Genomic DNA, 18,514 nt, shown 5'->3' with positions numbered 1-18,514 from the left:
AGGCGCACCAACCCAATCCCCATGCGGCTTGCGTCCCCATCGGCGGGCGTGTGCCGGCAGCGGCTGGCGCGCCATGCCGGTGTGCCATGGCACACCCGTTGTTCCACAACGGAACAACGCAGGTGGCACAGCCCTGCACACATGGCAGTCGCTTGCGTGCGAAATGCCCGCCTTGGAGCCCAGGGCGTGGTTGCGGGCCGCTGGTTTTGCCACAATGAGGGCATCGCCACCCGGATGCCCATGACCGCTACCCCCACCACCATTCCCGCCACCATCGGCAAGTACCGCATCGAGCGCGAGCTCGGGCGCGGTGCCAGCGGCATCGTGTACCTGGGGCTCGACGGGTTCCGCGGCAAGCGCGTGGCCATCAAGCAGATGCACGCCCACCTGCTGGCCCAGCCCGACCAGGCTGAGCGCTACCGCCGCCTGCTGCGCAACGAGGCGGCCATGTCCGGCCGGCTCAAGCACCCCCACATCGTGCGCTTGCTCGATGCCGACGAGGACGCCGCGCAGCCCTACCTGGTGCTCGAATACGTGGACGGCCAGCCCCTGGCGGCCCATGCCCGGGCCGATGCGCTGCTGCCCGTGCCCCAGGTGCTGGACATCGCCTTCAAGTGCTGCAATGCGCTCGAATACGCCTACCGCGAAGGCCTGGTACACCGCGACATCAAGCCCGCCAACCTGATGCTGGCCGCCAACGGCGAGGTCAAGCTCACCGACTTCGGCGCCGCGCTGTCGCTGCGCAGCGATGCCACGCAGCTCTCGGGCATGGTGGGCTCGCCGTCCTACATGTCGCCCGAGCAGGTGCGCGAGGAAGACCTGACCCACCACAGCGACATGTTCTCGCTGGCCATCGTGGTGTATGAGTTGCTCACGGGCCGCCGCCCGTTCGACGGCGAGACCGACTTCGCCACGCTCTACAAGATCAGCCACGAAGAGCCCACGCCCCCGAGCCTGCTGCGCGCCTCGCTGCCAGGGCATGTGGACGCGGTGCTGCTGCGCGCCATGGCCAAGAAGCCGGCCGACCGCTTTGCCACCTGGGGCGACTTTGCCCAGGCGCTGCTCGACGCCCACCGCGACCTGCCGCGCCAGCGCTCGCAGGACACCGAGGCCGAGCGCTTCGGGCGCCTGCGCGAGCTGCCCTTTTTTGCCGATTTCCACGACGTGGCGCTGTGGGAGCTGATGCGCCTGGGCAACTGGCGCCGGCTGGAGCAGGGCACCGTGCTCATGCGCGAGGGCCAGCCCGGCGACTCGTTCTGCATCCTCATCGAGGGCCAGGTGACCGTGAGCCGCCAGGGCTGGACCCTGAGCACCCTGAGCGCGGGCGTGACCCTGGGCGAGATGACCTACCTGCGCCCCGACAACCGCCAGCGCACCGCCACCGCCGTGGCCGAGACCGAGGTGCTGGTGCTCAAGATCCGCAACCCCGCGCTGCGCGAGGCCTCCGAAGACCTGCAGTCGCGCTTTGACAAGGCCTTCATCAAGCTGCTGGTGGGCCGGCTGATCGCCGCCAACGAGCAGATTGCCGAATGGGACATGGTGGCCGGGCAGGTGTTTGCGCCCGAAGGGCCGGACGGCAACTGACCGGACTGGCCGCGGGCGGGGCGGCGGGTGCCCGTGATGTCACTTCACGTAGGCATCCCAGAAGCCAGGCGCGGGCTCGGCCTGCTCCACGATGTCGAGCACCAGGCCCGAAGGGTCGCGCACCTGAAAGCGCACCTGGCCCCAGGGCTCGTGCTGCACGGCGTAGGCGATCTCCACGCCGGCCGCACGCAGGCGGGCCTCTTCGCGGCGGGCATCTTCCACCTGTAGGGTCAGCAACAGGCCCTGGCCGCTGAAGACCTCGGGGCCCGGCGGGCGCGAGGGGTGGTCGGGCGCCATGAAGGCGATGGACGTGGAGCCGCCTTCGGTGCTGCCGCGCGACAGCAGCACGAACCACGAGGCCTCGAACACCACCTCGAAGCCCAGGTGCTGCACGAAGAAATCGCGCGAGGCCTGCACGGTGCCGGTGGTGACCAGGGGGTAGGCCGAGGTCAGTTGCGAAAGGGTGGCAGGGGAGGTGGTTGGCATGGGGGCTCCTGTTGCATCCAATGAACACTGGGTACATACTGTCTGTATGTTCGATAAAATATAGATACGTACAGTCTGTATGTCAATAGGAAAGCCTATTCCCACCCCCGCTGCGGGCAACCGGCGGCTGGAGCAGGGCGCCCAATCACGCACCCGGCTCATCGCAGCGGCGCGCGCCTTGTTCGAGCGGGACGGCTATGCCGCCACCTCGACCGAGGCCCTGCTGGTGGCCACGGGCCTCACGCGGGGCGCGCTGTACCACCACTTTCGCGACAAGAAGGATCTGTTCGTTGCGGTGTGCGAGGCCGTGCATGCCGACCTCAGCACCGCCATCAGCGCGGCGGCCGATGGCCAGGCCGCTCCTGCGGACCAGCTCCTAGCAGGCGCCCTGGCCTGGATCGATGCCGTCTCCCACCCTGGCCCGCGCCAGGTGCTGTTGATCGACGGCCCCTCGGTGCTCGGCGCCCAAGCCTGGGCGGAGCTCGACGGGCGCCATGGCTACCAGCAGCTGCATGCCGTGGTCGCGGAGATCCTGGCACCCACGGGGCTGGCGGCCCTGGAGGTGGATGCCTGCGCCTCCGCCCTGAACGGCGCCATCAACGAATTGGCCAGATGGCTGGCACGCCACCCGGTCGATGGGCACCCGGGCGCACGCGATGCGGCCATCGCCGCCCTGCAGCGGGTGTGCGTCAGCGTGCTGCCGCCAGCGGAAAAGAGGGGAAAAGGCGCCTGAGCCGGTCTATCGACCCGCCTGGGCCTTGAGCCCCGCCAGCAGTTCGGCCAGCGGCATGGCCTTGGCAAACAGCCAGCCCTGCGCATGGCGCACCCCGCGCTCGCGCAGGAAGTCGGCCTGGAACTGGGTTTCCACGCCCTGGGCGATCAGGTCCAGCCCCAGCTTCTGCGCCGCCACCAGTTGCTGGCGCGAGGCGATGCCCCGGCGCAGCACCTCGTCCGCCAGCGAGGTCAGGGAGGTGACTTGGTCATCCCGGGCCTTGCGCTGCGCCAGGTAGAGCGAGGCCGCAATGGGAATCAACGCCGCCAGCAGCAGGGGGACCGAGGCAACGACGTAGAAGCGTTTGATGGGTGCGGCAGGCAGGGCGGGTGGTGGAGCTCCGTCCGATACTGGCCCTTTTTGGGCCGGCGGGGAACCGGCCGTACCCTGCCACCAGACCACCTGCCAGCCCTCGCTACCTCCGGTCAGTTGAAAGGGTTGTTCCGCGCACGCAGGATGGTTTCGATGCGCTGGTTCAGGTCCGCTTCGATCCGGCCCTGGCTGGCGCAGGCATAGGCCTCGCGACGGGTCTACATTGCGTGGAGGATTACTCTGCCTTCTTTCGGGCGCGGAAGGCTGCTACTTTCATGCGGTTCCCGCATGCAGCCATGCTGCACCAGCGCCGGCGGCGTGACTTTGTCAGATCGTGGAAAAACAGCGTGCAGTCATGGGCCTCACACTGCCGCACCAGTTCAAGTTGCGTGTCTGTCAGTAGCCCCACGAGCCCTTGAGCGACAGGCTCGAGCAGGCTTGCAGCATCGTCATGCCGACGCTGTGTCACCACCCGGAAGGACTTGCTGGCGCCATCCCACTCCAGTTCCTTCGCAACGCGGCCCGCTTCCAACACCAGGTTCACCACATCCACGGCGGCTTCTCCGTCCGACTTGGCTGCGTTCAACATTGACTGGGCGCTCGCACGCAGTTCCAGTGCGAGTTTCAGCAGCCCCCTTGGCGCACCATGGAAATCGTCAGGCAGGACCTGGGCCAGTTTCAGCCACGCCACCACGCTGGCGTCGTCGACAAAGCACTCACGGTATGAAGCCCCCACCCCGTACTGCGTATTGATGAAGTCGAGTGCAAGGTTGTCGCCCACGAACAGGGGGCATGGCTGGCTGGAAGGACTTTCTGGCATGCCGTCAATGTAACTTATAAAAAACTACTTGACCAGTTACATGAATTTTATGTAACCTCTAAGTTCTCTTTTTACAGGTTACAAAGGAATCGCATCATGACTTCTCACAATTCGAACGCCGCCGTGGGCCTGGCAGCAATAGCGCTGGCCTGTGGAGCACAGGCAGCAGACCTACAGGTGCACCATCGGTTCGAGCAGGTCGGTGAGGTGAAGGTGTTCTATCGCGAGGCGGGCAACCGCAATGCCCCGACGGTGCTGCTGCTGCACGGCTTCGCTGCTTCCTCGTTCATGTACCGCGACCTCATTCCGAAGCTCGCGGACAAGTACCACGTCATCGCACCGGACCTGCCGGGCTTTGGCTTTACGGAGGCACCCGAGCGGGGAAAGTACGACTACACGTTCGATCAGCTCGCCAAGACCATGACGCAGTTCACGGAGCAGCTCAAACTCGATCGCTATGCGATGCAGGTCTTTGACTACGGCGCGCCGGTGGGGTGGCGCATGGCAGTGGCCCACCCTTCACGCGTTAGGGCTATCGTTTCCCAGAATGGCAACGCCTACGAAGAGGGCCTGGGACAAGGATGGGCGCCCATTCAGAAGTATTGGAAGGAGCCGACGAAGGCCAACCGCGAAGCGCTGCACGACTTCCCCACGCCAGGCTCCATCAAGTGGCAGTACCTCGAAGGCGTCCGCGATGAGAGCCTGGTCGCTCCCGACGCCATCGCGCTGGAGAGCATGCTTGTCGCGCGCCCTGGCAATGCCGCGATACAGCTGGACCTGCTGCTGGACTATGCCTCCAACGTGGCCAAGTACCCTGAATTCCAGACCTACTTCCGAAAGCACCAGCCACCATTGCTGGCGGTCTGGGGCAAGAACGATCCGTTCTTTCTGCCGGCAGGTGCTGAAGCCTGGAAACGAGACATCCCGAACGCCGATGTGCGCTTCTATGACACTGGCCACCTGGCGCTTGAAACCCATGGGGAAGAAATCGGCCCAGTCATCCGGGCGTTTCTCGACAAGCATATGAAGTAACACGTTCTTAGGCTGCACAGACAGTTTGACTTATGCAGCCGGGGGGCTGCCTCGAAAGTCAAAATGTGGGAGCCGGTGCCGGATTGATCCGATGCCAATCCCGCATTGGCCATTGGTTGTCTCCCCCCAACGTAGCGCTGGTGAGAGTTCCAAGCAGTCGTTGGGTGGTCACCCCGCAATCGGCACATTGGAAGAAATCTGGGCCATTCGGCGTCCGCGCCGGCAACCGTGATGTCGATGGAAGTGTTGCCGCCGACCGAAAATTGACAGCTCAAGATTGCATCGGCCTTAGCAGCAAGGCAGATCGCTTTGTGCGGACTGCCTGTGCGTGTGCGCACCGACAGAGTTGTTCAGCGAAGCCGTTTTTTTTGAGTATCGCTTCAGCGACAGCTATCAATGAAGCAAAGCTGAGAGGTGTGTGTTTCGGCTCTCCTGGACAGCCAGCTCCGCACAGTGGACACAGAGTTCGGCACCGTGAGCAGAGAGCGGCAGATGGCCGGCTCAACCATCGTGCAGGAACAGTGGGGCTGTGGGCTAGTGTTCTGTCCCGCAAATAGATGCCAAAAATAAAGCCGACGGATTTCGCGCCAGGGCAAGGCGCAAATCCTCACGATAGCCGTAGCTATCGCGAGGATTTGCAACGCGGCCCTGGCGTGAAAGACGCGGTTTTATTGGCATTTATGTACGGGACAGGACACTAGACTTCCGCTATCGGCCGAGGTTGTGTGAAAACGTCGATAGACGAATTTCGCGGGGGTACTTCAACCATTGCTCGCATCGACATCGTGCGTTGTAGGCCGATCTGAGCGGTCGATTTTTGATTCGGCTGGCAAGTCAAGGGCGTAAAGCGCGTTTTCACACAGCCTCGGGCCCAGGCGGCCGCCACCGAACATGAACGTTTCGTTCATGTCGAACAAAATGGCTTGGTAGCGATGGAGATTGGAAACCAGTGATTGCATGGTGCCCGATCTATGCCATGGGTGGACAATTTACAACGGGCGCAGCACGCCATTGCCACATTCCGAGAAGCGGGCCCGCCACAAACCCCCTCACTAGACAATACGAATGAGAATGCATATCATTTTAATTGCCTGAGTACGCTACGCCCCGTCCACCGCAAAAGGCTCCCACCAGGAGCATTGCCATGGGCCCGCGTACCGCATCCATTTCTTCCACCGCAGCCGCTGCCCGGGACGCCCTGGCGCCCGAGCCCGCCACGCTGGCCCATTGGGAGCGCACGCTGCAGCGCGCCAATGCCGCCCTGCGCATGGACCAGCCCGTGATGGCGCTGGCCTACAAGCAGCAGGCGCTGGTCATTGCCTTGCGCATCGCCCAGGACCCCCCGGCCGGCCGCGAGGACGACTGCATTGCCGCCCTGGTGGTCTCGCACCTGAACCTCGCTGACCTGCAGGTCGAGGCGGGCGCACTGGAGGCGTGTGAGCAGCTGCTGTGCAGCGTACACGCCACGCTGCTGGGCCTGATGGCCGATGGCAGCCGGGGCACTGCGTTGCAGCAGGCCGCGTGGCGCCACAGCCGTGAAACCCACGCCGCCTTGGTGCGCCATGTGCAGGCGCATGGCGCGCACCCCGACATCACCGCCGTGCTGGCCGCTGCTTCGGGCGTGCTGCAGGGCGCGGCCCACTGAGTTTTTTCTTCTTCTCCCCACCCTGAAAGGAACCCATGCCCTATTCGCTGCCCGCTTTGCCCTATGCCTACGATGCGCTGGAACCCCACATCGATGCCCGCACGATGGAGATCCACCACACCAAGCACCACCAGACCTACATCAACAACCTGAACGCAGCGCTGGAAGGCACGCCCCATGCCGGCCTGCCGATCGATGAGCTGGTGGCCGGCCTGGTGCAACTGCCCGAGAACCTGCAGGGCCCCGTGCGCAACAACGGCGGCGGCCATGCCAACCACAGCCTGTTCTGGGCCGTGATGTCCCCCACGGGCGGCGGCCAGCCGCAGGGCGAGCTGGCGGCGGCCATTGCCACCGAGCTGGGCGGCTTCGATGCGTTCAAGGACGCCTTCACCAAGGCGGCGCTCACGCGCTTTGGCAGCGGCTGGGCCTGGCTGTCGGTGACCAGTGCCGGCAAGCTGGTGGTGGAGAGCTCGGGCAACCAGGACAGCCCGCTGATGGCCGGCCTGCTGTCGGGCAACACCCCCATCCTGGGCCTGGACGTGTGGGAACACGCCTACTACCTGCAGTACCAAAATCGCCGCCCCGAGTACATCGCGGCGTTCTATAACGTGGTGGACTGGGCCGAGGTGGCACGCCGCTACGCCCTGGCGCGCGGCTGAATCGATCCGCACTGCTGTGCCTCGCACCCTGAACAGATGCCTTCCGGAGCCGACACCATGCCCGTTCCCTCGCCATCACCCGACAACGCCGCGCTGCCCAGCCGCCTGACCGAGACGCCCCGCCAGCCTTTGCACTGGCGCCAGTGGATCGGGCTGGCCATCGTGGTGACCGGGGGCGTGGTCGGCACCTGGCAGATCTGGCAGTGGATCGCGGGCCAGCCGGTGGTACTGTCGGCACTGCTGGGCGGCAGCGCTGCCGCCCTGGCCACGGCCCTGGGCACCTTGCCGGTGATGCTGTCGCAGCGCATCTCCGAGCGCACGCAGGACACGATGTTCGGCTTTGGCGCCGGGGTGATGCTCGCGGCCTGCTCGTTCTCGCTCATCATCCCGGGCATCCATGCCTCGCGCGCCGCCGGGGCAGGGGCCTGGGAGGCGGGTGGCACCATGGGCGCTGCCATTTTGCTGGGTGCGCTGGTGCTGCTGCTGATGGAGCGCCTGCTGCCGCACGAGCACTTCATCAAGGGCGTGGAGGGCCAGACCTCGCGCACCTTGCGGCGTACCTGGCTCTTCGTGTTCGCCATTGCCCTGCACAACCTGCCCGAGGGCCTGGCCATCGGCGTGGGCTATGCGAGCGGCGACACCATGCGGGCCGGCGCCCTGGCCACGGGCATCGCCATCCAGGATGTGCCCGAGGGCCTGGTGGTGGCCGTGGCGCTGCTGGCCGCCGGCTACAAGCGCTGGCTGGCCGTGGGGCTGGGCATGGCCTCGGGCCTGGTGGAGCCCATCGGCGCGGTGATGGGTGCTGCCGTGGTCAGCTACTCGGCAAGCCTCCTGCCCTGGGGCCTGGGCTTTGCCGCCGGCGCCATGCTGTTCGTGATCAGCCACGAGATCATCCCTGAATCCCACCGCAAGGGCCACGAAGCCTGGGCGACCGGCGGGCTGATGCTGGGCTTTGTCATCATGATGGTGCTGGACACGGCCTTGGGCTGATGAAATGAAGCACCCCCTGAGTCGCTTCGCGCCTTCCCCCTCTCTCTCGCATTGCTGCGCAATGCGGGGAGGGGGACGCCCCCGGTGCGGCGGGGCGGCCCTTGCACGGGGGCACTGGCTCGGGTAGCGCCAGTTGCATACGCGGCGCCAGCGCATCGTCGCATTGGGGGGGGAAGGCGGTATATGGGTGACAGCCTTCTCTTTCTTTCTAGGGCAGGGCCTCGTATGCTTCCTTGAGTGCCGGGGCCAGCGACTGGAGTGGGGTGGCGGTGGAATTGCGCGCATTGCGACCCTCCACCGAGCGCACGCGCCCTTCGTTGATGCCGCGTGCCATCTCCGCGAGCAACTGGGCCAGGTCGGGTGCGATGCCGGCCTGGGCCATGCCCTGGGCGGCGTCGTCATAGGGCAGTTGCTGGTAGACCAGCGCCGGCTGGCCGATCATCCCGCCCACGAAGGCGGCGAGCTGCTCGTGGCTCAGGTCCCCGGGCCCCAGCAGCTCACGCACGCTGTGGCCGGTCCAGCCGCGCTGGTCCAGTGCCCCGGTGGCGGCGTCGGCAATGTCGCGCGTGGCGATCATGGGGATGGGCAGGCCGGGCGCGAAGGCATCGGCCAGGCTACCGCCGTACTTCACGCCGGGCAGCAGGTTGAACAGGCCTTCGAAGAACATGGCGGGGCGCAGCATCAGCACATGGCTTTGCTGCAGCGTGCGCAGGCGCTGCTCCTGCTCGTACAGGCTGGTCAGTACACCGGTGCCAGTGGGCTGGTCTGCGCCCAGGCTGCTGAGCGCCACTACATGGGGCACGCGGGCTGCCTGCAGTGCCTCCGCGATGGCCCGGCCTTGCGCGCGCTGCAGTTCCATGAAGCCGGGGGCCGTGGGGTCGAAGGGCATCATGGCGTAGACGGCGTCGGCACCTTCGAAGGCGCGGGTGAGGTAGGCCGGGTCGGCACAGTCGCCCACGATCACCTGCGCACCCTGCTGGCGCAAGGCGTCGAGCCGCTCGGCCGAGCGGCCCATGGCGCACACGCGGTGGCCCAGGGCAAGGAGATTGCGGGCGATCACGCTGCCCGTGTGGCCGGTGGCACCCATTACGGCGATGTCTGACATGTGGAACTCCAGGGGGTTGTTGAACAAACAGGCGTCCAGTGTCTTGGGGAGTGGCAGGCATGCCAATGATGAAAGGTCGGTGTTTATTGATCATTCGTCCAGACCGGCTTAGGATGTGGCATGGATATCCAGGTTGAAGCCGCTTCTGCCGCCACCGACCCACTGGGCCGGGCCTTGCACCTGTTGCGCATGACGGGCGTGATCTACTGCTACTCCTACCTGCACCCGCCGCTGGGCATAGCGCTGCCGCCGATCCCGGGCTGCCTGATGTTCCATGCCATCACGGCCGGCGAATGCTGGCTGCGCGTGCCGGGGGCCGAGCCCGTGCTGCTGCGCGCGGGCGATTTCGCGCTGGTGCCGCGCGGCGAGGGGCATGACCTGCTGTCTACCGCCACGTCACGGGCCGATGCCTTCTTCGACCTGCCGCGCGTGCAGCTCGGTGGCCGCTTCGAAATCATGCGCCATGGGGAGGGCACTGCTCCGGTTTCCCTGGTCTGTGGTGCCGTGCGCTTCGACGACGTGCTGGCGCGCCGCCTGGTGCATGCGCTGCCGCGCCAGATCGTGCTGAGCGGGCAGTCGCTCGGGCCATCGAACTGGCTCTCGCCCATCCTGGCACTGCTACAGGACGAGGTGCAGCACCTCAAACCCGGTGGCGAGGCCGTGGCCACGCGCCTGGCCGATGTACTGGTGCTGCAGGCCATCCGCACCTGGCTGCAGAACGACCCGGGCGCGCGCACCGGCTGGCTCGGCGCCCTGCAGGACGCCCAGCTCGGCCCGGCCCTGGTGCTCATGCACGAGCAGCCCGGCACCCCGTGGACGCTGGCCTCGCTGGCCAGCGCGGTGGCCATGTCGCGCTCGGCCTTTGCCGCGCGCTTCGCGGCATCTGTGGGCATGCCGGTGATGCAGTACCTCACCCTGTGGCGCATGGCGCTGGCCCAGTCGCGCCTGCAAGAGGGCCAGGTGCGCCTGGCCGAACTGGCCGACAGCCTGGGCTACCAGTCGGAGGCGGCGTTCAGCCGGGCGTACAAGCGCTGGTCGGGGCGGTCGCCGGGGAGCGAGCGGCGGGTGGAGGCAGTAGCGCTTTAGCCAAAAAACCAGTAGCAGACAGCAATCGCTGCGATCACGCCGGCCAGCTCCGCCAGCAGCGCACAGGCCACCGCATGCCGCGCACGCTGTATGCCCACCGCGCCAAAGTACACCGCCAGCACATAGAAGGTGGTCTCGGTGCTACCCTGGATGATGGCGGCCGCGCGGGCGGCAAAGCTGTCCACGCCCTGGGTCTGCATGGTCTCGATGAGCATCGCGCGCGCGGCGCTGCCCGAGAAGGGCTTGACCAGGGCCGTGGGCAGGGCGTCCACAAAGCGCGTGTCGGCGCCGACCGCTTCCACGCACCAGCGGATCGCGTCGAGCACATAGCCCAGCGCGCCCGAGGCGCGGAACACGCCCACCGCGCTCAGCATGGCCACCAGGTAGGGCAGCAGGCCCTTTGCCACGTCGAAGCCCTCGCGCGCACCCTCGATGAAGGCCTCGTACACGGCCACCTTGCGCCAGGCGCCCAGCACCACGAACATCACCACCAGCGTGAACAGCGTGAGGTTGCCCAGCAGCGACGACAGGCTGGCCAGCGCCGCCGCGCTCAGCGTGGTCAGCAAGGCCATGAAGCCGCCCAGCAGCAGCGCCACGGGCAGCAGGTAGGCCAGCACCACCGGGTGCCACAGCGGCAGTCGCTGCACCACCGCCACGGTCACGAGCCCGACCAGGGTGGAGACGGAGGTGGCCAGCAGGATGGGCAGAAACACCAGCGTCGGGTCGGGCGCGCCCTGCTGCATGCGGTACATGAAGATGGTGACCGGTAGCAAGGTGAGCGACGACGCATTGAGCACCAGGAACAGAATCTGCGCGTTGGTGGCGGTGTCGGGCCGGGGGTTGAGCTCTTGCAGCGAGCGCATGGCTTTCAGGCCCATGGGCGTGGCCGCGTTGTCCAGCCCCAGCGCGTTGGCGGCAAAGTTCAGCGTGATCAGCCCCAGCGACGGGTGGCCGCGCGGCACCTCGGGCATCAGCTTGGCGAACAGCGGCGCCAGCCAGCGGGCGAGGGCGTCGACGATGCCGGCCTTTTCGGCAATGCGCAAAAAGCCCAGCCACAGGGTGAGCGTGCCGAACAGCAGCACCATCACCTCGACCGAGAGCTTGGCCATGGCGAACAGTGCCTCGACCATGGCGCCGAAAATCTGCGCATTGCCGCCCACCAGCCACTGGGCAAAGGCCGCCACGGCGGCGACGACGAAAAAACCCAGCCACAGGGTGTTGAGCATCCGGTCTCCACGAAGATTGCAGGCTCCGAGATTACCCCGGCAGGGGCATGCACAAATACCTGCGGGCCGATGGTGTGACAGTGGTACCCTACAGGGTTCGGCTGGGTTGTGCCCTGCGGCTTTTTTACAACGCCCTGCGGCCCCCGATCCCAGCCCTTGACCTCCATTTGGGCGCCCTGGCGCGCCAACAACCAATACACCACCTAGGAAGAGATCCAACATGGGCGCGCAGTGGAAAGCAAAAGGCAAGGCACAGGTCGCTGATGCCAAGGGCAAGCTGTTTGGCAAGCTGGTCAAGGAAATCATGGTCGCTGCGCGCGGCGGTGCCGACCCGGCCGGCAATGCACGCCTGCGGCTCGTGGTCGAGCAGGCCCGCAAGGTCTCCATGCCCAAGGAAACGCTGGAGCGCGCCATCAAGAAGGGCTCGGGCACGGGCGCCGACGCGGTCAACTACGAACACGTGATCTATGAGGGCTTTGCCCCGCACCAAGTGGCCGTGATGGTCGAGTGCCTGACCGACAACGTCAACCGCACTGCGCCCGAGATGCGCGTGCTGTTCCGCAAGGGCCAACTGGGTACCTCCGGCTCGGTGGCCTGGGACTTCAACCACGTGGGCATGATCGAAGCCGAGCCCGCCAGCGCCGGTGCCGACCCCGAACTGGCCGCCATCGAGGCCGGTGCGCAGGACTTTGAAGCCGGCGACGAAGAAGGCACCACCACCTTCTGGACCGACCCGACCGACCTGGATCTGGTGAGCCGCGCGCTGCCGGCCCAGGGCTTCACGGTGCTGTCGGCCAAGCTGGGCTACAAGCCCAAGAACCCGGTGAACCCCGCCAACCTCACGGCAGAACAGCTGGAAGAAGTGGAAACCTTTCTGGCGGCCATCGACTCCAACGACGACGTGCAGAACGTTTACGTGAGCCTGGGTGGTTAAAAGGCTGGTGGCTGCGAGGCCAGCGCCTGGCCGCAGCAACCCTTCAAATCCATGACCGCAGACCACTATGCTGCCCTCGGGCTGGCGGCCAACGCCTCGCTCGCCGACATCAAGAAGGCCTACCGCCAGAAGGCGGCCTTCTACCACCCGGACCGCAACCCGGCGCCCGATGCTGCGCAGCGCTTCCAGTTGGTCCAGAAGGCGTACGACGTGCTGTCCGACGACGAGGCCCGCCAGGCCTACGACGACAACCGCCGCCGCAACCTGCTGGACGACCCGCTGCAGACCGCCCAGGAAATCTGGCACACCTATACCCAAGGCATTCTTCCTTCGTGAAACTCTCTCCTTATTTTTATGACCTGCGTTCGGCCTACCAGGCCGAGCTCGATGACCTGACCCAGGATTCCGAAGGCAAGGACGTGCTGCGCAAGCGGCTCACGCAAAAGCGCAGCGAAATCGCCTTTCTCGTGCAGATGATGGAGCTGGCCCCCGAGATGGTGGCTGTGGTCTTTCACCAGGGCTTTCGCTTTGCGCGGCCTGCCGCGCTGGAGAGCCTGATCGGCCGGGGCGCTGACGACCTGCCGGCCTGGGGCACCCTGGCCGATGGCGCCGTGCTGCTCGAACCCTGGGCTGCAGGCCTGGCGAAGACGGTATTGGCCGAGCCCGGTGGCGAGCGCTTCATGGCCGTGGCGGCGGGCCTGGAGTACCTGCACGTGCATTCGCGCCTGGCGCCTGCGGCCCAGCATGCCGACGCCGAGGAAGAGGGCGATGGCGAAGACGCCGCCGAGCACGACGACGATTACGACAACCTGAGCGCTGACGACGCCGCCGACCCGCACAACGCCCGCTCGCGCGACGAGGCCAGCGACAACTGGCTGTCCGACGTAGGCTTTGACCGAAAAGCATGAAGCCCCCCCCTGAGTCGCCTCGCGCCTTCCCCCCAAAGGGGGACGCCGCCAGCGCGGCGGGGCGGCCCTTGCGCGGCGGCCCTGGCCTTTGGAGCTCCAGTTTCAAAGGCCTGCGGGTACCGCATGGCGCAACGGATAAATTAAAGGAAAACCGCCATGAGCAATAGCCACCTGGCCCTGATCACCAAGACCACCAGCCTCATCGCGGCCGGCGACATCGTGGGCGCCGAGTCGGCGCTGGCCGAGCTGGCCGACACCGATGGCGACAACGCCCTGATGGTGGTGCTCGACCAGCTCGCGCCCAAGGACATCCTGGCCGTGATGCGCGAGTACGACGACTCCAAGGCCTCGGTGGTCAACCTGCTGGTCACGCCCGAGCAGTTTGCGCGCGCCATGGTGCTCGAAAAGCAGTACAAGGACCTCACCCACACGCACCTGCGCAACATGGTCAATGCCGTGGTGTTTCGCGACGATGCCGACCCCGTGGCCTTTCTCACCGCCATTGGCGACCTGGAGGGCGGCAGCGAAGCCCTGGCCAACTACTTTGCCGAAAAGTGGAGCCGCATCGAGGCCTTTGCCCGCACCGGCACTTTCGACGCGGTGGAAGACTACGGCCCCACGCTGACCGACGACGAACTGCTGGCCTCGGGCTATGTGCAGCCGCGCATTGACCAGGACGAAGTGGCCGACCGCGACTGGATGCAGATGGCCTGGCTGCTGCGCTATGAGTGCCGCGACCTGTTCATCGAAACCCTGCTGGTGCTGCGCGCCAAGGCCCGTGCCTTCGACCTGGGCCTGGAGGAGGGCGACGAGGCGGCCGAAGAGGACGACGGCAAGTTCGAGACCAGCGAGACCGACCGCGGCAAGGCGACGCCTGCTGCGCGCGCATCCGACGAAGAGTCGGCTATCTGACTTTCTTCATGTCCGAGCACGAAATGTCTTCTGCGCCGGCGGCCAACGCGCTGCAACTGCACGACGCGCGCCCGTTCTTTGAAAAGGCCCTGGCCCACGGCGTGGCGCACGGCATCATCGACGCGGCGAAGTTGGCTGCGATGAACACCGACGCCCCCAAGGGCATGGTGCAGATCGCACGCTACTTCGGCAGCGAGTTCCTGCGCCCGGAGCTGGAAAAGGCCCGTGACCGCATGGTCAACATGATCAGCCTGTACCTGCTGGACACCACGGAGGGCGACCTGCAGAAGGCGGCGGTGTCGCTGCGCGACAACTCCTTCCTGTCGCGCTCCAAGGGCGGCTCGGACATGCTCAAGCGCCTGATCGCCATGCCCGAGAGCAGCAACTTCGGCATGGGCGGCTGTGCCGATGCCGAAACGCCGCTGCTGGCCGTGTGGTCCCTGCGCAGCCATGCCGATTACCGCGCCGAGCTGGTGCGCCGCAGCCAGATCGCAGCGGCCATCAGCGCCGCCCGGTGGATGGCCGAGCAGTACGACCTGGACGACGATGCGCTCGAAGAGTCGGGCGCCGACGCCGAGGCCGTGGTCCGCGCCGGCTTGCTGCTGCAGGCCCTGGCCCCCAAGGTGGGTGACTGGCCCAACGCCGTGGTGTTCGAGAAGATCGCCACCGCCCACCGCAAGAAGAAGACCACGGCCGACCAGGTCAGGCTGTCGCTGCCGCCGGGCCTGCCTGTGGACCTGAAGGACGTGGTGGAGGCGCAGCGCGCTGCCGTGCTGGCCGACCTGCCCAAGCTGCTCGACGCTGCCACCCCGCTGCGCAACCTGCTGCGGCCCACCAGCGGTTTCCGCGCGCGCTATTTTCTGCTCGACGACCCGCTGGCCGAGGTGGACGACTACCACCGCAACCTGGCCGACCTGGACGAGGAGGGCGATGCGCCCCAGCCCGCCAGCAAGACCTGGGCGAAGACGGTGCAGGGCAACGAGGACGAGCCCAGCCTGCTCACTCTGTTCCTGTGTCTGGCCACCGGCACGCCCAAAAAGACCGTGCTGACCGAAAAGACCGCCGCCAGCCTGGTGCGCAAGCTGCGCAAGAGCGGCTGGCAGCCCGCGCTGGCCGCGGATTTCATCCGCGCCAATGCGCCTGGCGCACGCCAGGCCGACTATGTGGACCTGTGGAACAGCTTCGTGCAGGAGTCGCAGGCCACGCTGCTGAGCGACATGGACTACCAGATGCACGATGCCCTGGCGCTGCTGCGCCGGGAGTGCAACGTGGTGGCGGGCTGACCGGTTGTCAGCGACTGGTGCACGTCCGATGTGGCCGGATCAATTGCTGCGCCGGAGCACCACCGTCATCCACGGTTCCCAGTCCTGACTGCTGCCTTCTGCGCGCAGCGACCATGTCCCGGCCATTTCAGTTCCGTTGCCGTTGAATGCGCCGCGAAAGCGGACTCCGTTGCCGTCGAAGGCCACCTGCTTGCCGTCCACGATGGCGCGCATGGTGTCCGCCTTGCCTGTGCTGTCGAACGACTGCATGGTGTAGTGCCCCCTTGCCGCGTCGTCCGAGCCATCCGCGCCGTCCGGCGCATCGGGGCCAATGATCTCGATGCCTTGCGACCTGCCATCGGGCATCTGTGCATCCCAGCGGTGCACCAGGAAGTGCCCGCTCGGCAGCCATTCGTAGATGTCCGTGGCCCTGTAGGCCGCCGAGGTCGCGACCACGGTGCCGGTGGTGTGCCAGGTGCCCACGAAGGGCGTGAGTTTCTGCAGGGCGCCTGCGATATCGGTGGACATGGCGGGTGTCTCCTTGTGGGTGTGCACTACTGGGCGAACAGTTGGTCCAGCATGCGCTGCGGGTCCATGAGGAAATCGCGGGTCACCCGGTAGTGCTCGGTGTCCTGGTAGGCGATCTCCTCAATCCCGTCCTTGCCGCAGTGGAAAATCGTGGCGTCCGGGTAAGCCATGAGGATGGGCGAGTGCGTGGCGATGATGAACTGGGATTTCTCCTCCACCAGGTCGCGCATGCGCACCAGGGTGGCTAGTTGGCGCTGGGGCGACAGCGCGGCCTCGGGTTCGTCCAGGATGTACAGGCCCTGGCCCCGGAAACGTTCCATCATCAGCGCCAGAAAAGATTCACCGTGGGACTGCTCGTGCAATGAGCGGTTGCCATACGCGCCAATGATCGGTGGGCCGCCGAAGGGGTCTTCGTCCAGCTTCTCGATCTCGGTCGCCACGTTGAAGAAGCTCTCTGCCCTCAGGAAGTAGCCATCTCGCGGAGGGCGCAGACCTTTGGCGATGCGCAGGTACTCATGCAGTTCGGAATGCGAGCGCCTTGTGCCGAAGCTGAAGTTCTTCGACCCGCCCTCGGCGTTGAACCCCAGGGAGACCGCGATGGCTTCGAGCAGCGTCGATTTGCCCGAGCCGTTTTCACCCACGAAGAAACTGACGCGCGGGTGCAGGTCGATCTGCTCAAGGTGGCGCAAGACGGGCAGCGAAAACGGGTACTGCTCGAACGATTCGACCTTGTCGCGGCGCAGGGTGATGCGGCTGACGTACTGGGATGTGATCATGGTTGCAGGTGCTTGGCAGCCCGTGCGGGGGGCCGTGGTGCGCAGCCATTTCCCTGGAAGCGGTCGGGCACATGTGTTTGTTTTCAGCAAAACCCGCAGCAACTCAGTCAGCCACCGGTCATGTCGCAAGAGTAACATTGGAGCCCATCGCCATTTCAGCACTGATTGTTCCTCGCCCCACGCGCGCGCCCGCCATCCGCTAGCTTCCAACCCTCAGTGCACAGCCCCACACTCGTCATCCTCGCTGCCATCCTGTCTGCACTGGTCACCGCCGTGCTGTTTGCGATGTGGCATTTCAACAGGAATATTCCGGGCCTGAAGCTGTGGATGCTGTCCTTTCTGTGTGCCTTCGTGTTCAGCACGAGCCTCTTGGCGCGCGGGCAGCTGCCCGAGGTAGTGTCGGTGGTGTTTTCGCAGGGAGCGGTCTCGCTGGCAGCCTACCTTTGCCTGTTAGGGGCCCGTGTGTACATGGGGCGTCGCCCCGTGTCGCATGCCTACGCGGCGGTGGCCATCGGGGCGCTGGTGCTGCTCTCGGTTTATTTCACGCTGGTGCGGCCCCACCTGGGCATGCGCTTCGTCTTTGCGGGGCTGGGTGCAGGGGTGTTCTTCCTGCTGACGGCGCGCACGCTGGCTCAGGGGGTAATGGGGCAGGTGCCCGCACGCTACATGTTTGCCGTGACGGCGGGAGCGCATGGCCTGTTCCTGCTGCTGCGGCCCTTGCTGTTCACTTTGGGCGCAGGCCCTGCTGAGGAGCCGTTGAATGCAGCGCTGGTAGCACAGATCTCGCAATTCGTGGTGCTGGAGTCTTTGGTGGCGCTGGTGCTGCTGGCCTTTGGCACGCTGATGCTGGCCAATGAATTCATCACCAGCGAACTGCGGCACCTGGCCGAGGTGGACCCGTTGACCAATGTGTTCAACCGCCGCGCCTTTCTGACCCTGCTGGACAAGGCCATGAGCAATGCCCAGCGCACCGGCGGGGGTGGGCTGCCCGTGCTGGTGATCGACCTGGACCACTTCAAGAAGGTCAACGACACCTGGGGCCACCAGTGCGGCGACGAGGTGCTGCGCCACTTTGTGCTGCTGGCCAACCGCTGCCTGCGCCGTGAAGACGTGCTGGGCCGCCTGGGGGGAGAAGAGTTCGCCATCGTGCTGCCCAACGCCGGCTACGAGGGTGCCCGCACCGTGGCCGAGCGCCTGTGCGCCATGGTCGCCGCACAGCCGATGCCCACAGCCCGGGGGCCGATTGCACTGACGGTGAGCATCGGAGTCACCCTGTGCACTTCAGGTGACACGCCTGATGCGGCACTGCAACGTGCCGATGAGGCCATGTACCTGGCCAAGAAGCGCGGGCGCAACCGGGTGGAGGTGGTGCAGGCGCCCGAGAGGGCGGTGGCGGCAGCGAATGCCGTGCCCGCTCTCTGAGCATCCGTGGCACTGCGGGGGACCGGCCACGGCCCCCTGTAACAGGCACCTGCGC

At 66.1% G+C, this 18,514-nt stretch carries 21 protein-coding genes; 13 read left to right on the top strand and 8 right to left on the bottom strand.

Annotated features, from left to right (window positions below):
- Nucleotides 1–240 precede the first annotated feature (240 nt).
- Nucleotides 241–1,584, top strand: coding sequence for a protein kinase (locus tag QYL93_RS24375; protein WP_305746080.1), 1,344 nt, complete (start codon nucleotides 241–243; stop codon nucleotides 1,582–1,584).
- 39 nt (nucleotides 1,585–1,623) lie between these two features.
- On the opposite strand, the gene QYL93_RS24370 is transcribed toward QYL93_RS24375, so the two are convergent.
- Nucleotides 1,624–2,070: a VOC family protein gene (locus tag QYL93_RS24370; RefSeq protein ID WP_305746079.1), complete on the bottom strand. Its 447-nt coding sequence runs from the start codon at nucleotides 2,068–2,070 to the stop codon at nucleotides 1,624–1,626.
- 79 nt (nucleotides 2,071–2,149) lie between these two features.
- Here QYL93_RS24370 and QYL93_RS24365 point away from each other — a divergent pair, with 79 nt between their 5' ends.
- Complete coding sequence (locus tag QYL93_RS24365) at nucleotides 2,150–2,803, top strand: TetR/AcrR family transcriptional regulator (protein WP_305746078.1); 654 nt, start codon at nucleotides 2,150–2,152, stop codon at nucleotides 2,801–2,803.
- A gap of 6 nt (nucleotides 2,804–2,809) precedes the next feature.
- Here QYL93_RS24365 and QYL93_RS24360 read toward each other — a convergent pair whose 3' ends face one another.
- Entirely contained in the window at nucleotides 2,810–3,103 is a 294-nt protein-coding gene (locus tag QYL93_RS24360) for an EAL domain-containing protein (RefSeq protein WP_305746077.1), read from the bottom strand.
- 286 nt (nucleotides 3,104–3,389) lie between these two features.
- Nucleotides 3,390–3,974, bottom strand: a complete 585-nt coding sequence (locus QYL93_RS24355) for an ABATE domain-containing protein (protein ID WP_305746076.1) — start codon at nucleotides 3,972–3,974, stop codon at nucleotides 3,390–3,392.
- 96 nt (nucleotides 3,975–4,070) lie between these two features.
- Between QYL93_RS24355 and QYL93_RS24350 the strand changes: the two genes are divergently transcribed.
- Nucleotides 4,071–5,006: an alpha/beta fold hydrolase gene (locus QYL93_RS24350; RefSeq protein ID WP_305746075.1), complete on the top strand. Its 936-nt coding sequence runs from the start codon at nucleotides 4,071–4,073 to the stop codon at nucleotides 5,004–5,006.
- Between the two features lie 761 nt (nucleotides 5,007–5,767).
- Here the strand turns inward: QYL93_RS24350 and QYL93_RS24345 are convergent.
- Nucleotides 5,768–5,965: a hypothetical protein gene (locus QYL93_RS24345; RefSeq protein ID WP_305746074.1), complete on the bottom strand. Its 198-nt coding sequence runs from the start codon at nucleotides 5,963–5,965 to the stop codon at nucleotides 5,768–5,770.
- A 185-nt stretch (nucleotides 5,966–6,150) separates the two neighbouring features.
- On the opposite strand from QYL93_RS24345, the gene QYL93_RS24340 reads away from it, so the two are divergent.
- Genes QYL93_RS24340 through QYL93_RS24330 form a run of 3 tightly spaced genes read left to right on the top strand, consistent with a single transcriptional unit; the run spans nucleotide 6,151 to nucleotide 8,300 of the window.
- The gene (locus QYL93_RS24340) at nucleotides 6,151–6,651 is read left to right on the top strand and encodes a hypothetical protein (RefSeq protein WP_305746073.1); all 501 of its coding nucleotides are present in this window, start codon (nucleotides 6,151–6,153) and stop codon (nucleotides 6,649–6,651) included.
- A 35-nt stretch (nucleotides 6,652–6,686) separates the two neighbouring features.
- Nucleotides 6,687–7,310 (top strand): superoxide dismutase, encoded by a 624-nt coding sequence (locus tag QYL93_RS24335; RefSeq protein ID WP_305746072.1) that lies wholly within the window; start codon nucleotides 6,687–6,689, stop codon nucleotides 7,308–7,310.
- 57 nt (nucleotides 7,311–7,367) lie between these two features.
- Nucleotides 7,368–8,300: a ZIP family metal transporter gene (locus QYL93_RS24330; RefSeq protein ID WP_305746071.1), complete on the top strand. Its 933-nt coding sequence runs from the start codon at nucleotides 7,368–7,370 to the stop codon at nucleotides 8,298–8,300.
- 208 nt (nucleotides 8,301–8,508) lie between these two features.
- Here QYL93_RS24330 and QYL93_RS24325 read toward each other — a convergent pair whose 3' ends face one another.
- Nucleotides 8,509–9,405: an NAD(P)H-binding protein gene (locus QYL93_RS24325; RefSeq protein ID WP_305746070.1), complete on the bottom strand. Its 897-nt coding sequence runs from the start codon at nucleotides 9,403–9,405 to the stop codon at nucleotides 8,509–8,511.
- 120 nt (nucleotides 9,406–9,525) lie between these two features.
- Here QYL93_RS24325 and QYL93_RS24320 point away from each other — a divergent pair, with 120 nt between their 5' ends.
- The gene (locus tag QYL93_RS24320) at nucleotides 9,526–10,491 is read left to right on the top strand and encodes an AraC family transcriptional regulator (protein WP_305746069.1); all 966 of its coding nucleotides are present in this window, start codon (nucleotides 9,526–9,528) and stop codon (nucleotides 10,489–10,491) included.
- On the opposite strand, the gene QYL93_RS24315 is transcribed toward QYL93_RS24320, so the two are convergent.
- Complete coding sequence (locus tag QYL93_RS24315) at nucleotides 10,488–11,717, bottom strand: nucleoside recognition domain-containing protein (RefSeq protein ID WP_305746068.1); 1,230 nt, start codon at nucleotides 11,715–11,717, stop codon at nucleotides 10,488–10,490. The two genes, QYL93_RS24320 and QYL93_RS24315, sit on opposite strands and share 4 nt — an antisense overlap.
- Before the next feature lie 220 nt (nucleotides 11,718–11,937).
- Here QYL93_RS24315 and QYL93_RS24310 point away from each other — a divergent pair, with 220 nt between their 5' ends.
- The 5 genes from QYL93_RS24310 (at nucleotide 11,938) to QYL93_RS24290 (ending at nucleotide 15,754) form a co-directional block, all read left to right on the top strand.
- Complete coding sequence (locus QYL93_RS24310) at nucleotides 11,938–12,651, top strand: YebC/PmpR family DNA-binding transcriptional regulator (protein ID WP_057203202.1); 714 nt, start codon at nucleotides 11,938–11,940, stop codon at nucleotides 12,649–12,651.
- A 51-nt stretch (nucleotides 12,652–12,702) separates the two neighbouring features.
- Nucleotides 12,703–12,987 carry a DnaJ domain-containing protein gene (locus QYL93_RS24305; RefSeq protein ID WP_057203201.1) on the top strand — a complete coding sequence of 95 codons (285 nt, stop codon included), beginning with the start codon at nucleotides 12,703–12,705 and terminating at the stop codon, nucleotides 12,985–12,987.
- Nucleotides 12,984–13,559, top strand: coding sequence for a hypothetical protein (locus QYL93_RS24300; protein WP_305746067.1), 576 nt, complete (start codon nucleotides 12,984–12,986; stop codon nucleotides 13,557–13,559). The genes QYL93_RS24305 and QYL93_RS24300 overlap by 4 nt, the downstream gene beginning before the upstream one ends.
- Before the next feature lie 156 nt (nucleotides 13,560–13,715).
- Nucleotides 13,716–14,471 carry a hypothetical protein gene (locus tag QYL93_RS24295; RefSeq protein ID WP_305746066.1) on the top strand — a complete coding sequence of 252 codons (756 nt, stop codon included), beginning with the start codon at nucleotides 13,716–13,718 and terminating at the stop codon, nucleotides 14,469–14,471.
- Nucleotides 14,472–14,479: 8 nt separating this feature from the next.
- Nucleotides 14,480–15,754: a hypothetical protein gene (locus QYL93_RS24290; RefSeq protein WP_305746065.1), complete on the top strand. Its 1,275-nt coding sequence runs from the start codon at nucleotides 14,480–14,482 to the stop codon at nucleotides 15,752–15,754.
- A 39-nt stretch (nucleotides 15,755–15,793) separates the two neighbouring features.
- Here QYL93_RS24290 and QYL93_RS24285 read toward each other — a convergent pair whose 3' ends face one another.
- Together QYL93_RS24285 and QYL93_RS24280 are read right to left on the bottom strand one after the other, a co-directional pair.
- Nucleotides 15,794–16,261 (bottom strand): hypothetical protein, encoded by a 468-nt coding sequence (locus QYL93_RS24285; RefSeq protein WP_305746064.1) that lies wholly within the window; start codon nucleotides 16,259–16,261, stop codon nucleotides 15,794–15,796.
- 26 nt (nucleotides 16,262–16,287) lie between these two features.
- The gene (locus QYL93_RS24280) at nucleotides 16,288–17,037 is read right to left on the bottom strand and encodes an AAA family ATPase (RefSeq protein WP_305746063.1); all 750 of its coding nucleotides are present in this window, start codon (nucleotides 17,035–17,037) and stop codon (nucleotides 16,288–16,290) included.
- A gap of 216 nt (nucleotides 17,038–17,253) precedes the next feature.
- On the opposite strand from QYL93_RS24280, the gene QYL93_RS24275 reads away from it, so the two are divergent.
- Entirely contained in the window at nucleotides 17,254–18,459 is a 1,206-nt protein-coding gene (locus QYL93_RS24275; protein WP_305746062.1) for a GGDEF domain-containing protein, read from the top strand.
- The last annotated feature ends 55 nt before the right edge of the window (nucleotides 18,460–18,514 follow it).

Origin of the sequence: Acidovorax sp. A1169, assembly GCF_030704685.1 — a bacterium.
Taxonomy (GTDB): Bacteria; Pseudomonadota; Gammaproteobacteria; order Burkholderiales; family Burkholderiaceae_C; genus Acidovorax.
This window is presented reverse-complemented; position numbering and strand designations above follow the sequence as displayed.